Source organism: Aurantimonas sp. A3-2-R12, from assembly GCF_036016755.1.
GTDB classification, from domain to species: Bacteria; Pseudomonadota; Alphaproteobacteria; order Rhizobiales; family Rhizobiaceae; genus Aurantimonas; species Aurantimonas coralicida_A.
In genome coordinates this window covers 124,509-137,570 of record NZ_JAYXIH010000006.1, presented here as the reverse complement: position 1 = coordinate 137,570, position 13,062 = coordinate 124,509, and the positions used below count along the sequence as shown (strand labels likewise).

The window sequence follows — 13,062 nt, the reverse complement described above, 5'->3', positions numbered from 1 at the left end:
CGGCTGAAGGTCGCGGCGGCAACTAAGTGGGAGGATGTTGGCTGAATTGGCCGAGTCCGGCCTGCCGGTCGAGGTCAATGATCTCACGGCGTTGCGCCATCTCGCGCCGGGTACGCCCTTCACGGTAGGCCCGTTGGTCAATATCTACAACAAGGGCACGCTGGGCTTTCTTGCCCGGCGCGGGGGAATATCGTTTTGCCTGCCGCCCGAACTCGCCTTCGCGTCCGTCGCGACGCTGGCGGCTGCCGGGGCAGGATATGGCGTCGACATCGAGGTCTGGGCGCCGGAACGGCGCTTCGCCAACGGCTTCCTGTTCGGACAAGCGGGCGCGGAGTGGGACCCATCGAGCCGGATGAAAGACCGCGACGCCGTCAAGGCCGATCTCACCCCGGCGCCAGCTACCAACGAAGCCGCGTTCCTCACGAACCGTTCATGCGTTCCCATGAAGGCGCGAACGGTCGCCTGAACGCGCGGTCAAATGGACCTCCAACTCGGGACGGGTCTTTAGAACGCGTTCGATCGACGTCCGCTCCATCAGGCTGAAGGCGGTCGAGAGGGCATCGGCTTCGGTGGCCTTCGGCGCGACCACCGTCACGCTCCGATAGAGCCGGGCCGGTCGGCCGTCGTGCGGGTCAAGCAGATGGTTGAACCGCCCTGCCCCATCGAAGTGAAATCCTCCCCCGCTCGAGGTCGCCACCGCCTTGTCGACGATCTCGAGGACCGCCTCAGGTTCCCTCGCATCCTGCAAGGCTGCGACACCGACGCGCCAGGGGGAACCGTCCGGGCGCGTGCCGAGCGCGCGAATTTCGCCCATGTCCACAAGGCTTTTCGTGATGCCGCCGCTTCGCAGCAATTCGACCGCCTTGTCGGTGATGTACCCTTGCGCGATGCCATTGAAGGTCAGCGCCATCCCATGGCGGGCGAAGGCGATCCGGTCGCGGCTGAACCTGACGCCATCGAGCCCCACCAGAGTCGCCACCTCCCGCAACCGCTCCTCGGATGGACCGGACGGGTCGGCCCCAGGCGCCGCGAAATGTTCGCCATACAGCATCCACAGGGGCTGAACGGTTGGATCGAACGCGCCTTCGCTGATATCCCGGAAAGCGCGGCTTGCTTCCAGCAGCGTCACCATATCCGCGGGCGGAGCGACGAGAGCGCCCGTCAGGTTCAATTCGACCAGCGCGGAATCGTCCCGATAGAGGCTGAAAACGCGCTCCAGGCGTCGGACTTCGGCCACGGCTCCGTCAATCAATCGCTCGGCCTCGGCCCGGTCATGGTGATGCAGGGTGAGCGACGCCGGTGCCCCCAGCGCCTGTCCGCGCCAGGTGACGGCATGGGCTTCGGCCATGCTCTCGCGTCCGAACGGGATGAGACCCAGGCCGGCGGCGGCGCCCATTATGGCGATGACACGGCGCCGGTCGAGGGGGTCGGTCATGAGAAACATCCTGATGGTCCGGCGGCCCGAAAGGCCAAGGCGATTACTTGTTGGATTCGATTTCGTTCGGCGCGCTTCCGAGCACATAATCGGGGGGAATATCGGCGAATCCGACGATCTCGCCACCATTGTCCTCGACAAAGCGTCGCGCCGCGACTTCCGTCGAAAAGGGTACCGTCTCCGGCGCGCCCATCCCGCCGCTCATTGAACTGCCGATCACGAAGAACGCCTGTCTGGCGTCGACCCAGTTCTCCGCTCCAGGCGCGTCCCAGGTCTCGGCGACGGCCATATCCGAGACGTAGATCGCCGCGATGTTCTTGGATTCCTCGGGCAGCAGGGTGAAGGCCACGGTATCGCGCGCCGAGGAGAACCAGATCGGTTCCAGCACCTTTGCCAGGATGATCTGCCCTTTCGGTCCCGGATGTTCCAGAACGTTCATCCCACAATAGCGACCGATGGCGCTTTCCGTCAGCGCGAAGGGCGCCGGCGCCTCTGCCTGACCCTCGCCGCCGCAGCCGGCGAGGGTCAGGACGAAAGCCACGAGTCCGGCGAGAACCGCGATCCTCATAATTCTCTCCTCGAAAACACCAGCACCGCCGCCGTCAGTGGCACGAGCGTCCACAGAGCGAGCGCACCGGTCAGCATGCCCGGACTCAACGCGACATTTTCGGCAATGCCCCCCATGCCGGAGAGGGCCCCGGCGCTTCCCGAACCGAGATTCAGCAACCGATAGGCATCGGTCGGATTGAGCAGCAGGAGAATGTTCAGCAGATCGGCCGTGATCGTCCGCCCCTGATCGACGACCAGAATGCCGAGCAGCGCCATGTCATAGATAAGCACGAACAGCAGCCAGACGCCGACGGCGATTCCGCCGGCGGTGCCGCGTTCGCCGACCAGCGCGCTCACCAGATAGCCGATGGCGATGAACACCGCGCCGAGCATGATTGAGGACAGGATCATGGACAGGAAAGCCGACCAGCTCTCTGCGTCGATCGCGGCGCCCGTTGCCGCGAGCGCGGCGGCCGCTACCCCGTAGCCGAGCAGCGTGGCGAATGCCAGGATCGCCAGATGCCCGACGAATTTTCCGAGGATCACCTGCCAGCGGCCGATCGGATAGCTGAGCAGCAGAAGCATCGTGCCGCGCTCCATCTCGCCGACGACGGCATCGTGCGAGATCAGGAGGGCGATCAGCGGCACCAGAAAGATGGTCAGGCTGGACAGGCTCACGATCACCACGTCGAGCGCCCCGGCGCCGACATCGCCGGTAGGCGCGCTGCCGAGAAAGGTCAGCGTCAGCGCCAGCGCGGCAAGCAGCAGCGACGTGGCGAGCACCCAACGGTTGCGCATGCCCTCCTGAATTTCCTTGCCGGCAATAATGAGAACGTTCCTCATTCGACAACCTCCTGCGCACCCAGGAAATGGGCATAAAGCTCGTCGAGCGTCGGCGGAATCACGTCCAGATCGGTTACCGGCGCGTCGCTCGCGGCCGCCTTGCGCAGCAGCATGATCTTGTCTTCCGGCGAGGCGTCGATCTCCAGCACATGACCGTTGATCCTTCGCCATCCGCCGGTTTGATTCATCCAGTCTTCCGCCCGGCCGGCATCGTCATCCTTGAGCCGCACGCGGATACGCGTCGGCAACCGGGCGATGCCGCGCAGCTCCTCGATCGTCCCATCCGCGATCTTGATGCCGCGGTTAACGATGATGATCCGGTCCGCCTTGCCTTCGAGTTCCGTGAGGGCGTGGGAGGACAACAGAACCGTCGCGCCCCGTGACCGCAATTCGTCGACGATGCGGTAGAAGCTGCGCCGCAGCGCCGGGTCGAGCCCGGTCGTCGGCTCATCGAGAAGCAGCACCTTCGGGTCGCCTAGCAGCGCTTGCGCCAGGCCGAGACGTTGGCGCATTCCCTTGGAATAGGCGCCGATGCGGCGGTCGGCCGCGTCGGTCAGCCCCACATGATCGAGCAGGTCGGCAACGAGGGCACGCGGCGCGCGTTTGAGCCTGGCATAAAAGGTGAGAGTTTCGCGCCCCGTCAGAGCCATGTTGAAGGAAACGCTCTCCGGCAGATAGCCAAGCCGCTTGCGCGCCGCGAACTCCCCGGCGGCGGGCGACTCGCCGAGCACGCGCACCGTTCCCGCGCTGGGCCGGATCAGCCCGAGCATCAACTTGATCAGCGTCGTCTTGCCGGCACCATTGTGGCCGACGAGCGCAACCGTCTCGCCTTCGTTCAGCGCAAAGGACACGTCGCTGACGGCCTCGATCCCGCCATAGGATTTGGCCACCCGCTCAACACGAACCGTTTCAGCCATTATCGCTCCGTTCGCATCGTTTCGGGCGGCGCCATCAGCGGGTGACTGTCCACCACGCCGCCGGGCAGCAAAGCCGGGAACTGGGCCTGCGCCCAGCGGATCACCTGAACCGCCGGGCTGTTGACGAGAACCTTGGCCTGGGGCGCCGTCCACAGCACCCTGTCGACCAGACCGTTTGGCCGGTAGGGGCCGTCGCCGATGCCGTCGCCGTTCAGATCGAAGGCCGGGTTGTCGCTCCAGTAATTGCCGCGCCCCTCGGTCGACCAGTCGAGATGGCGGGTGCCCACATATTTGATCTGATTGCGGTTTCTCACGAAGGCGTTGCCGGTCATCGTGTTGCCCTCGGAACCGGCGGTGAAGTGGACGCCGATCTCGCAACCCTCGAACCAATTGTCGCGAAAGCTGTTCTTGTTGGCGTTGTAGATGAAGACGCATTTCTCCGGACCGATGCGCGTGGCACCCGCGACTCGCGGCGCCTTGGCGTCGTTCGGCACCGACGCGCCGTCTGCCGCGTCGTGCCTGCCGGCCGTCTTCCATCGCTCGATCGATTGCGGACGACCGCGAATGACATTGCCGGCGAATTCCGAACCATTCGCATAGTTGATGAGCAGCCCGCTGTCGCGATCGCCGTCAGACACATTGCCGGTCACGGTCAGATTGTTGGAGTACATGATCGCGTAGCCGATGGCGTTACCGACCGAAACATTGTCGCTGATAATACTGTCGTTGGTGTACATGTAGTGGACGGCAAAGCGGACATCGCGAAAGCGATTGCCGCTGAAGACGTTGCGCTTGCTGGCATTGGTGAAAATGCCGTCGCGGCCGAAGCTGATGTCGTTGCCGATAACCTTGGCGCCCGGCGCATTCCAAACCGAGACGCCGTTCCCCATCTCGTTGGTGCGGCCAACGCGAATGCCGATGATGCGATTGCCTTTGGCAACGGAATCCTCGGCCCCATGCAAGAAGATTCCGTAGAGATTGCCGACGATCGTATTGTCCTCGATGCGCGCCGCCCGCGCGGTCTTGGTCACGAACACGCCGGCATCCATCGTTTCCAGGTTGGTTCCGGACCCTCTGATCTCGAGGCCGCGCACCACCGCGTCGGGCGCTTCGACCGTAATGACATGGCCGAGGCCATTGCCGCGAAGCACCGCGCCCGGCTCGCCTTCGATCGTCAGTGCCCGGTCGATCGTGACCGGCCCTTTGTGTTCGCCGCTCTCGAGCGCGATCACGTCTCCCGGCAACGCCGAATCCAGTATGACTTGAAGATCGGCATTCCCTGCGGGCGCGACGATCCGCGCCGCCGTTGCCGGCAGTGCCAGGATGGCAGCCAGAACGGCCGCCATCCCCAGTATCGCTATACTTGTTCGTGCCATCGGCTCAGGCGCCCTGCGGCTCAACGAACATGCGGCCCTTCATTTCCATGTGCATGGCGTGGCAGAACCAGGAACAATAGTACCAGTAGACGCCTGGCTTGCTCGCCATGAAAGTGACCGATGCGGTCGCCTGCGGCGCGACTTCCATGTTGATGCCGTAGTTGACGATGGCGAAGCCGTGAGTGAGATCCTCCACGTCATCGATATTGGTAATATAGACGGTGACTTCCTCACCCTGCTTGACGGTGAAGCTTTCCAGGCCGAATACGGGAGCAGTCGAGGTCATGTAGACACGGACCTTGTTGCCGTCGCGGACGACCTTGGAATCTCCCATCAGATCAACGCCGTCAGCTTCCGCCTGGCTCACCGCGTCGGCGAAGAACGGATCGTCGCGACTCCACACATGCACCGGGTCGATCTTGGAGCGATGCACGAGCGTGGCGTCGTGCGGCTCCGCGAAGGTCGGATTGTCATGCACGAGCACCATCTCGTCTCCTGAGATGTCGATTAGCTGATCGTTCTCGGGCTTGAGCGGTCCCACGTTCAGGTAGCGATCCTTGGAGAACTTGTTCAGCGAGATCAGCCACTTGCCGTCGGCTTCCTTGGTCTGCCCCATTGAAGTGTGATTATGGCCCGGCTGATAGTGGACATCGAGCTTCTGCTTGATCGGGTCTACAGCCTCGCCCAGGAACGCCCGCTTGGCGTCTTCGATGTTCCACTTGCAGATCTGGCTGTCGATAAACAGCGTCGTATAGGCGTTGCCGCGACCGTCATAGGCCGTGTGCAATGGCCCAAGCCCCAGTTCCGGCTCGGCCACGACCGTGTCACGGGGCTCGATCTTGTCGTCGAACAGATCGTCGAACTTGCGCACGTCGAACACCGTCACCGTGGGCGACAGCTTGCCGGCGGCCACGACGTGGATGCCATCCGGCGCGGTGTTCATGCCATGCGGACTGTTGGGAACCGGAACGTATCGGGTGAAGGGGGAGCCGTGCCGGCCGTCGACAACGGGCACCCCGTTTATCTCCTCGTAATCCCCATTGACGACGGCTTCTTCGATGCGCTTGATGTTGAAGATGACGGCCCAGTCCTGTTCCTTCTCCATCATCTCGGCGAGGTTGACGCCCTCTTCCGAATTATAACAGGTGGCGAAGCAATACTTGCCCTGGTAGTCGGCATCGACGTTGTCGAGATTGCCGTCCACCTTCACCTGCCAGGCGACCTGCATCGTCTCGCCGTCGACGGCCGTGAAGATCGCGTGATACTGCGACTTGTCGTCCAGTATCTTGCCGTCGTTCGGGATCGGAACGCGGTCTTCGCCATTGCAGAAGACATAGCCGGTCTTCGGATATTTCTGGACGCGCAGGCCGTGTACCGTGTGCTGATTCGGCAACTCGATGATCTTGTCGCATTTCATGACGTCGAGACGAATGCGGCAGACGCGCGTGTTGGCCTTGTCGTTGGCGTAGAGATAACGGCCGTCATAGGTGCCGTCCGTGAAGGACGGATGCGGATGGTGCAGGTCGCCGTTGAGATAGATGTCGCCCCGGTCCTTGAGAAACTCCTTGGTCTCGGGCAACAGGCCCTCGGTCAGCACCTTCCGGCTTTCGTTGGTCTGTCCCCAACCCGTGGCGCTGCAGCGGTTGAACACCGGAATGCGCATCATCTCACGCATCGACGGCGCGCCGACGATGCGGATCTCGCCAGTCTGACCGCTGGAGAAGAAAACATAATATTCGTCGAGTTCGCCCGGCTTCACCTCGTAAGTGTTGCCCGCGGCCGACGTATCCTGCGCCGCGGCCGGCGTTGCTCCCAACCCGGCGAGTGTCAGCGCTCCGCCGACCCCGCTGGCTCCGGCGGCCGCGGCTACCGCAGTGGTGCCCAGCAACTGGCGCCTGTTCAATCCATGTTTGGTTTCTTCTTGCGACATATCGGTCTCCTATGATCGCCTGACTACGGCGTCGTCTCGACCCTGCCGGGCCGTTCGACGGGCACTCCCTTGTGGGAGATGACGGGTTTGGCGGGCTCTTTCCCTCGCATGGACGGGGAGGACAGCGCCGCGAACTTCTCGCGCTTCAACCGCACCTGGATCATATGCGGGCAGCGGTGATCGTCGTGGTAGAGTTCCTGGCAATGCATGCAGTAGATGCATTCATTGACGTTGATCTGGCCCTCGGGATGGATCGACTGCACCGGGCATTCGTTGGCGCAGCGCTGACAGGGCGAGCCGCACTCAGGCCAGCGCTTCAGCCATTCGAACATCCGCATGCGGCCGGGAATGGCGAGCGCCGCGCCGAGCGGGCAGAGATAGCGGCAATAGAACCGCTCGATGAACAGCCCGGCCGCGAGAAGCGTCAGCGCGAAGATCACGAAGGGCCATTCGCGAGCGAACTTCAGGATGATCGCCGTCTTGAACGGCTCGACCTCGGCAAACATCTCCGCCAGCGCTACCGAATAGAGCGACAGGCCGAAAAGTCCCAGGAAGATGATGTATTTGATCGGCCACAGCCGCTCGTGCAGAGCCCAGGGAACCTTGATCTGCGGCACTTTCAGCCACTGCGCCAGATTGTTGGTGAGTTCCTGAAGGGCGCCGAACGGACACAGCCAGCCGCAGAAGGGTCCGCGCCCCCAGAACAGCAGCCCGGCCGCCAGCGTCGCCCACAGGATGAACACGAGCGGCGCGGAGAGAAAGAATTCCCAGTTGAAATCGGTCATCAGCGCGTTCGCGAAGGTCAAGACGTTGACCACCGACAATTGCGCGTTGGCATACCAGCCGAGCCAAACCAGGGTGAAAACGAGGTAGCCCCGCCGCACCCAAGTGTAGAGGACCGGACGCCTCACCAGCCAATCCTGGAAGAAGAAGATCGCCGTGAGAACGAGAAGCGCGACAGCGACGATGCCGATCGACACCGCATTCATCTGCCACATCCTGATCCAGAGAGGTTCGTCGTCGGCAAACGGCGACAATCCGGTGGTTTCGCCAGCCTTCGCCTGAACGGGGTCGGAGATTTCCGTTTGTGCTTTCGGTTCCGGAACCGGCGTCTTTACAACCGTCACATACTGGTCCGGCAGGGTGTAGCCCAGTTCGAAGGGAAGCACCGCCTTCTCTCGCGCGCCGAAGCTTCTCTGGACGAGCAACTGGAGTTCCCACGGCTCGGTAACGTCGAAGTTGAAATCATCAGGAACGAGGAACAGCGCGATTTCGCGCAGCTTCGGAGCACCCTTCGCGGCAAGGTCGCCCAGCCGCGTATGATTGCGGTCGCGGAACCGGACGCCCTGCCCGTTCTGGAGCAACTCGATCCGATCGAAGATACCGCCCCGCACATAGCCCGAGCCCTTGAAGGAATAGGCTCCGTCGCCAGCGACGACGATCGCCTGCTGGTCCGGCTTCAGTTTTTTCTGCAGCCGCTCGTAACCACGCTGCCCGAGGAGGCTGAGGCCGATCGACGGCACACTGACCGGCGCGACATGGAGTTCGATGAAGCGATCGGCGGGGTCTTTCGTCTCGGGCCGGTCCGCCGCCTGGCTCTGGCCCGCTTGCGCGAAGGCTTCAGAGACTTCGCCGACGGTGAGGCGAAGGCTTCTCACCGACCCATCGCCAACCAAAGCCTCCCAGTCGCGGATCTCGGATTTGGAGAGGTCGAGCGTCCTCTCCTCCGCTGCGGCTGCTGTGACCCCGGCCTCGGCGGCAGCTCCGCCGAGGCGGCCGCTGCGGATCAGCCGGACGGCGGATCGCACGACGCTGTCACCCATGACGAGCACGGTGACCGTTGCGCCGCTGACGATATCGACCTGCGGGGGGCGTTCGGACCCGGCTGCCACGCGGCCCATATCCCTGCCGATCAGCGAATTCAGCGACGCGATGACCTTGGCCTCTGGGATGCCGATCAAGACGATCGGCTCCTTGTGTTCGACGAGCTTGAAGCCCCGAATCACGCCCTGCCCGTCGATCCCCACAAGGATTTGGATCGGCTTGCCCGAATAGCCGATGGCGCTGGTGAAATCGGAATTGAGATAGACGTATCCAGCGATTTCATCGCCGCGGTAGACGGGCACAATCGGCGGATCGCTTTGAAGCTCGCCGAACCGGTCAGCGCCTTCGAAAATTTCGGCGGGTTTCGCTTTCGGAAGAAATTCCGCGAGCCGCCCTGCGGCGGACGCCTGAAACGAAATCGCCAGGAGCATGGCGAGCGCCGCGGTCGCCAAAAGGACAGCCGACCCGGCTCTGGCGATAAAGCCTCGGAACATGGGGAGATGGGCGCAGTTCAATGTGGACCTACCGGTTCCCTCAGGCGATTGGAGAGTTGCAGGGAAGTGTTATGGGGCGCCGAATCATCGGAGCGGCTCGAGACATCAGATCGGGATGGACCGTAGCGGCTTGCCGGCAGGCATCATTGATCTAGCGCAAACGCTTTGCTCGCATGAAATGCGACGCTGCCGGCGGCCATGCTGGGAGGACCTCAATTGCCGGATCGAAAGTTCGAGCCATTTGTTGCCGTGCAGTCCATGGGTGACTTGCTTTCCCTCGCCTATGCGACGGAGCGCGAGGCGATAGCCGGATATTCGGAATTGGCCGAACGGATGCGCCGGGAAAACCAGCCGTCACTCGCCGCCGTATTCGATCGACTCGTCGGGGAAGAGAGTCAGCATCTTGAAAACGTCATGCACTGGTCCGAGAGGATCGGCGCGACATCGCCGGATTTCTCGACGACCCACTGGGAACCGACCGAGACTTTCGACGACGAGGGAGCGGGAACTATCGCACCCGAGTTGCTGAGCGCCTACCGGGCGTTCTCGATGGCGGTTCGCAACGAGGAACGCGCTTTCGTTTTCTGGACCTATGTCGCGGCGCTCGCGCCTTCGGACGCATTGCGAGAGGCGGCGGAGCAGATGGCTAGGGAAGAGCTCGGTCACGTCGCGACGCTGCGGCGCGAACGAAGGCAGGCGTTCCACGCGCAAAGGGCGGCATCTTCCGCCGGGAAGGAGAATTGGAGCCTCGCCATCCTCGAACGGCGGCTGTCTGATCAACTCGCGAACGCGGCCGCGATCGCCGGCGATGATGGCGCTGAATCGTTGAACAAGCTGGCGCGCGAGGCAGGCGACCGCGCGGACGATCTTTCCCAAGCGCCCTTCGGCGACTCGCTGCTGTTGCAGCGGGCCCCCGCGGTGACCGCGGATCGGATGGCGCCGCTCTGCGAGCTGCTTCTGGACTGCTATCTCGACTTCGGCGACCGGTTGGCCGACGAAAAAGAGCGAAACCGGGCGCAGGAGTTTGCGGCGGGCGCCGTCCATTGTCTCGCGGCAATCCGCTCCGCCTCGGCATAGTCCCGATTGGCCTGAATGCGGAACGCTGGTCAACCGCTCTCTATGGTTTAACGCGTGATCTGGCGATAGATCGCCGGGAGCGCCACAGGCAGTCGAGACAGATTGGGGAAGATCGCGTAGGCGCCGCGGCCAAAGATGAATGGCACGTCGTCGCCGGCGTCCTCGTCAACCGTTACCCGGAAGATACGCAGGCTAGACATCCGAGCTTCTCGGATCGCCATCAGCGTATCCTCGATGCCGTAGCAACCTTCGTAACGATCGATGTCGTTGGGTTTGCCGTCGGTGATGGCCGGCAACAGGCGACGACATGTTCCGCGACTTCCGCGACGAGTTTCTGGATTTCGGCCGAGAATTCCCGTCGCGGCTTTGCCTGGTCACGAAGTTTGCCAACGAGCGTCGGCGGCATCCGGTCATCCAGCCGACAGGGACGCCGCTGGCCGGTATGATCTCGACGGTCGAGCGCGGGAAGACCTCATGGATGAGATCGATGGCCTCGGCGGTGTCGTAGTTATCGTCGGGAGAATTCGGGTTTTCGGGAAACCCTTGTTTTGCTGGTCGGAGTGGCAGGATTCGAACCTGCGACCCCCTCGTCCCGAACGAGGTGCGCTACCAGGCTGCGCTACACTCCGTGACCTGCGGCGCGGTATATAACGGGGCGGACCCGGCGCCGCAAGCGATCATTGCGATTTCATCGGAGCGATCGGCATTTGCGCTGGAGCGCTGCGGGCGCGCGTGGACGCGCGGCGCATCTTCGCCATTACAGCAGCGTCAGCAGCCCGACGGAGATCGCCGGCACGTAGCTGATCACCAGCAGGCAGGCGATGATGACGAGAACGAAGGGCAACAGCCGCGGGACGATCTGCTCGAACGGGATACGGGCAACCTGGCACGCGGCGAAGAGATTGACGCCGAAGGGCGGCGTGATCATGCCGAGCGCGAGGTTGACGACCATGATCAGGCCGAAATGCACCGGATCGATGCCGAAGGAGACCGCGACAGGCGCGAGGATCGGCGCCAGGACGATGATCGCCGCCGAGGTCTCGATGAACATGCCGGCAATGAACAGGAAGGCGTTGACCGCGAGCAGGAAGTAGAGCGGGTCTTCCATCACGCTGCCCAGCCACTCGCCGATCGCGGCCGGCACGCCGGCACGGGTGATCAGAAACGAGAACAGGCCGGCGGCGGCGATCACGAACAGGATGATCGTCGAGGAGATCACCGAACGGTGCAGCACCGGCAGAAGATCGCGCGGGCTGATCGTGCGGTAGACCGCCATGCCGATGAACAGCGCGTAGAACACCGCGATGACCGAGGCCTCGGTCGGCGTGAAGATGCCGTCATAGATGCCGCCGATGATGACGATCGGCATCAGCAGGGCGAGGAACGCCGCCTTCAGCGATTGCCAGAACGGCAGGCGGCCCTCGTGGTCGCGCTCGCCCCATTTGTTCTTGCGGCAATAGACGTAGACGAAAAGGATCAGGGCCAGCCCGATGAGCAGCCCCGGTCCAAGGCCGGCGATGAACAGATCGCCGATCGAGACCTCGGCGCTGACGCCGTAGAGAATCAGCGGGATCGACGGCGGGATGATGACGCCCAGCTCGGCCGACGTCGCCTGCAGCGCGGCGGCAAAGCCGGTCGGATAGCCGTGCTTGGTCATCGCCGGAATGACGATCGCGCCGATCGCGAAGGTCGTCGCGACCGAGGATCCCGAAACCGCCGCGAAAATCATGCAGGTCAGGACGCAGGAGCAGGCAAGCCCGCCCCGCACCCCGCCGACCATGGTCTTGGCGAATTCGACGAGGCGGCCGGAGATGCCGGCGGCCTCCATCAGATTGCCGGCAAGGATGAAGAACGGCACCGCCATCAGCGGGAAGGAGTCCAACTTGGTCATCAGCTGCTGGGCGACGACGAGCAGCGGCAGGCTGGTGAAAAAGACCAGGCCGCCGATCGAGGCGGCCGCGATCGCGATCGCGATCGGCAGGCCGAGCGCGAAGAAGCCGACGAGGGCGAGGAGCATGAAGCTGGACATCGATGCTCCTCAGACGTCGTGGGTGGCAGGGCCCTGCCGGTGAACCAGGATGCCTGCCAGTTCCTCGAAGAGGCGCGCCAGCGTCGCGACGATCGACAGCGCCGCTCCGACCGGAATCGCCGCGTAGATGAAGCCAATGGATATCTTCTGGCCGAAGAACGGATCGCTGACGCCGGCGATCGTCTGCCGTGCGGTTCGCTCGGTCATCGCCCAGCCGTACCAGACCATGACTCCGAGAACGCCGAGCGTCAGGCCCGCGAGGAGAACGGCAAGAAATTTACGCGCAGACGGCGGCACGCGCGCGATCAAAAGGTCCACCGAAATCAGTGCGCCGGAGCGCAGGCAAGCGACCAGGCCGAGATAAACCATCCAGATCATCAGCGAGCGCGCCGTCACCTCGGACCAGGTGGACGGGCGCTCCAGCACGAAGCGGGTCAGAACCTGCCAGAAGGTGATGACCGACATGAGCGCGAGAAGCGCCATGGCGGTCCATAGCGACAGGCGCAGGACCCAGCGATCGATGGCGCGCAGGACAGTCAGCATCGATGGCCCCTGTTGCTGGTGGCGAAGTCGACAGGGCCGGACGTC

General features: G+C 63.3%; 13 protein-coding genes and 1 tRNA gene. 3 read left to right on the top strand and 11 right to left on the bottom strand.

The genetic code is table 11. From position 1 onward, the window contains the following. Positions 1 to 37: 37 nt before the first annotated feature. Entirely contained in the window at positions 38 to 466 is a 429-nt protein-coding gene (locus VSX60_RS05380) for a hypothetical protein (protein ID WP_327623121.1), read from the top strand. On the opposite strand, the gene VSX60_RS05375 is transcribed toward VSX60_RS05380, so the two are convergent. Genes VSX60_RS05375 through VSX60_RS05345 form a run of 7 tightly spaced genes read right to left on the bottom strand, consistent with a single transcriptional unit; the run spans position 431 to position 9,305 of the window. Beyond that, complete coding sequence (locus VSX60_RS05375) at positions 431 to 1,435, bottom strand: FAD:protein FMN transferase (protein WP_327623120.1); 1,005 nt, start codon at positions 1,433 to 1,435, stop codon at positions 431 to 433. The genes VSX60_RS05380 and VSX60_RS05375 overlap by 36 nt on opposite strands. A 43-nt stretch (positions 1,436 to 1,478) precedes the next feature. Beyond that, positions 1,479 to 2,003, bottom strand: a complete 525-nt coding sequence (locus tag VSX60_RS05370) for a nitrous oxide reductase accessory protein NosL (RefSeq protein WP_327623119.1) — start codon at positions 2,001 to 2,003, stop codon at positions 1,479 to 1,481. After that, positions 2,000 to 2,827, bottom strand: a complete 828-nt coding sequence (locus VSX60_RS05365; protein WP_327623118.1) for an ABC transporter permease subunit — start codon at positions 2,825 to 2,827, stop codon at positions 2,000 to 2,002. Before VSX60_RS05365 ends, VSX60_RS05370 begins: the two co-directional genes overlap by 4 nt. Further along, a complete protein-coding gene (locus tag VSX60_RS05360; protein WP_327623117.1) occupies positions 2,824 to 3,744 on the bottom strand; it encodes an ABC transporter ATP-binding protein in 921 nt (306 codons plus the stop codon). The genes VSX60_RS05365 and VSX60_RS05360 overlap by 4 nt, the downstream gene beginning before the upstream one ends. Next, positions 3,744 to 5,120 carry a nitrous oxide reductase family maturation protein NosD gene (locus VSX60_RS05355; protein WP_327623116.1) on the bottom strand — a complete coding sequence of 459 codons (1,377 nt, stop codon included), beginning with the start codon at positions 5,118 to 5,120 and terminating at the stop codon, positions 3,744 to 3,746. Before VSX60_RS05355 ends, VSX60_RS05360 begins: the two co-directional genes overlap by 1 nt. A gap of 4 nt (positions 5,121 to 5,124) precedes the next feature. Next, entirely contained in the window at positions 5,125 to 7,050 is a 1,926-nt protein-coding gene (nosZ, locus tag VSX60_RS05350) for a TAT-dependent nitrous-oxide reductase (protein WP_327623115.1), read from the bottom strand. Between the two features lie 23 nt (positions 7,051 to 7,073). Continuing rightward, the gene (locus tag VSX60_RS05345) at positions 7,074 to 9,305 is read right to left on the bottom strand and encodes a 4Fe-4S binding protein (protein WP_327623114.1); all 2,232 of its coding nucleotides are present in this window, start codon (positions 9,303 to 9,305) and stop codon (positions 7,074 to 7,076) included. 321 nt (positions 9,306 to 9,626) lie between these two features. On the opposite strand from VSX60_RS05345, the gene VSX60_RS05340 reads away from it, so the two are divergent. Further along, complete coding sequence (locus VSX60_RS05340; RefSeq protein ID WP_327623113.1) at positions 9,627 to 10,445, top strand: ferritin-like domain-containing protein; 819 nt, start codon at positions 9,627 to 9,629, stop codon at positions 10,443 to 10,445. A gap of 47 nt (positions 10,446 to 10,492) precedes the next feature. Here the strand turns inward: VSX60_RS05340 and VSX60_RS05335 are convergent, their stop codons facing one another. Continuing rightward, entirely contained in the window at positions 10,493 to 10,741 is a 249-nt protein-coding gene (locus VSX60_RS05335; RefSeq protein ID WP_327623112.1) for a hypothetical protein, read from the bottom strand. A gap of 11 nt (positions 10,742 to 10,752) precedes the next feature. Between VSX60_RS05335 and VSX60_RS05330 the strand changes: the two genes are divergently transcribed. Then, on the top strand, positions 10,753 to 10,953 hold the full coding sequence (locus tag VSX60_RS05330; protein ID WP_327623111.1) for a hypothetical protein: 201 nt from the start codon (positions 10,753 to 10,755) through the stop codon (positions 10,951 to 10,953). 44 nt (positions 10,954 to 10,997) lie between these two features. Here VSX60_RS05330 and VSX60_RS05325 read toward each other — a convergent pair. The 3 genes from VSX60_RS05325 to VSX60_RS05315 all read right to left on the bottom strand — a co-directional run bounded on the left by VSX60_RS05325 (position 10,998) and on the right by VSX60_RS05315 (position 13,017). Further along, positions 10,998 to 11,074 (bottom strand) — tRNA-Pro (locus tag VSX60_RS05325). Between the two features lie 128 nt (positions 11,075 to 11,202). Beyond that, entirely contained in the window at positions 11,203 to 12,474 is a 1,272-nt protein-coding gene (locus VSX60_RS05320; protein ID WP_327623110.1) for a TRAP transporter large permease, read from the bottom strand. A 9-nt stretch (positions 12,475 to 12,483) separates the two neighbouring features. Then, entirely contained in the window at positions 12,484 to 13,017 is a 534-nt protein-coding gene (locus tag VSX60_RS05315; RefSeq protein ID WP_327623109.1) for a TRAP transporter small permease, read from the bottom strand. Positions 13,018 to 13,062 lie beyond the last annotated feature (45 nt).

Coding starts and splice junctions, on each gene's coding strand:
- VSX60_RS05375 (WP_327623120.1), bottom strand. CDS start 1,435: ATGACCGACCCCCTCGACCGGCGCCGTGTCATCGCCATAATGGGCGCC.
- VSX60_RS05370 (WP_327623119.1), bottom strand. CDS start 2,003: ATGAGGATCGCGGTTCTCGCCGGACTCGTGGCTTTCGTCCTGACCCTC.
- VSX60_RS05365 (WP_327623118.1), bottom strand. CDS start 2,827: ATGAGGAACGTTCTCATTATTGCCGGCAAGGAAATTCAGGAGGGCATG.
- VSX60_RS05360 (WP_327623117.1), bottom strand. CDS start 3,744: ATGGCTGAAACGGTTCGTGTTGAGCGGGTGGCCAAATCCTATGGCGGG.
- VSX60_RS05355 (WP_327623116.1), bottom strand. CDS start 5,120: ATGGCACGAACAAGTATAGCGATACTGGGGATGGCGGCCGTTCTGGCT.
- nosZ (WP_327623115.1), bottom strand. CDS start 7,050: ATGTCGCAAGAAGAAACCAAACATGGATTGAACAGGCGCCAGTTGCTG.
- VSX60_RS05345 (WP_327623114.1), bottom strand. CDS start 9,305: ATGCTCCTGGCGATTTCGTTTCAGGCGTCCGCCGCAGGGCGGCTCGCG.
- VSX60_RS05340 (WP_327623113.1), top strand. CDS start 9,627: ATGGGTGACTTGCTTTCCCTCGCCTATGCGACGGAGCGCGAGGCGATA.
- VSX60_RS05330 (WP_327623111.1), top strand. CDS start 10,753: ATGTTCCGCGACTTCCGCGACGAGTTTCTGGATTTCGGCCGAGAATTC.
- VSX60_RS05320 (WP_327623110.1), bottom strand. CDS start 12,474: ATGTCCAGCTTCATGCTCCTCGCCCTCGTCGGCTTCTTCGCGCTCGGC.
- VSX60_RS05315 (WP_327623109.1), bottom strand. CDS start 13,017: ATGCTGACTGTCCTGCGCGCCATCGATCGCTGGGTCCTGCGCCTGTCG.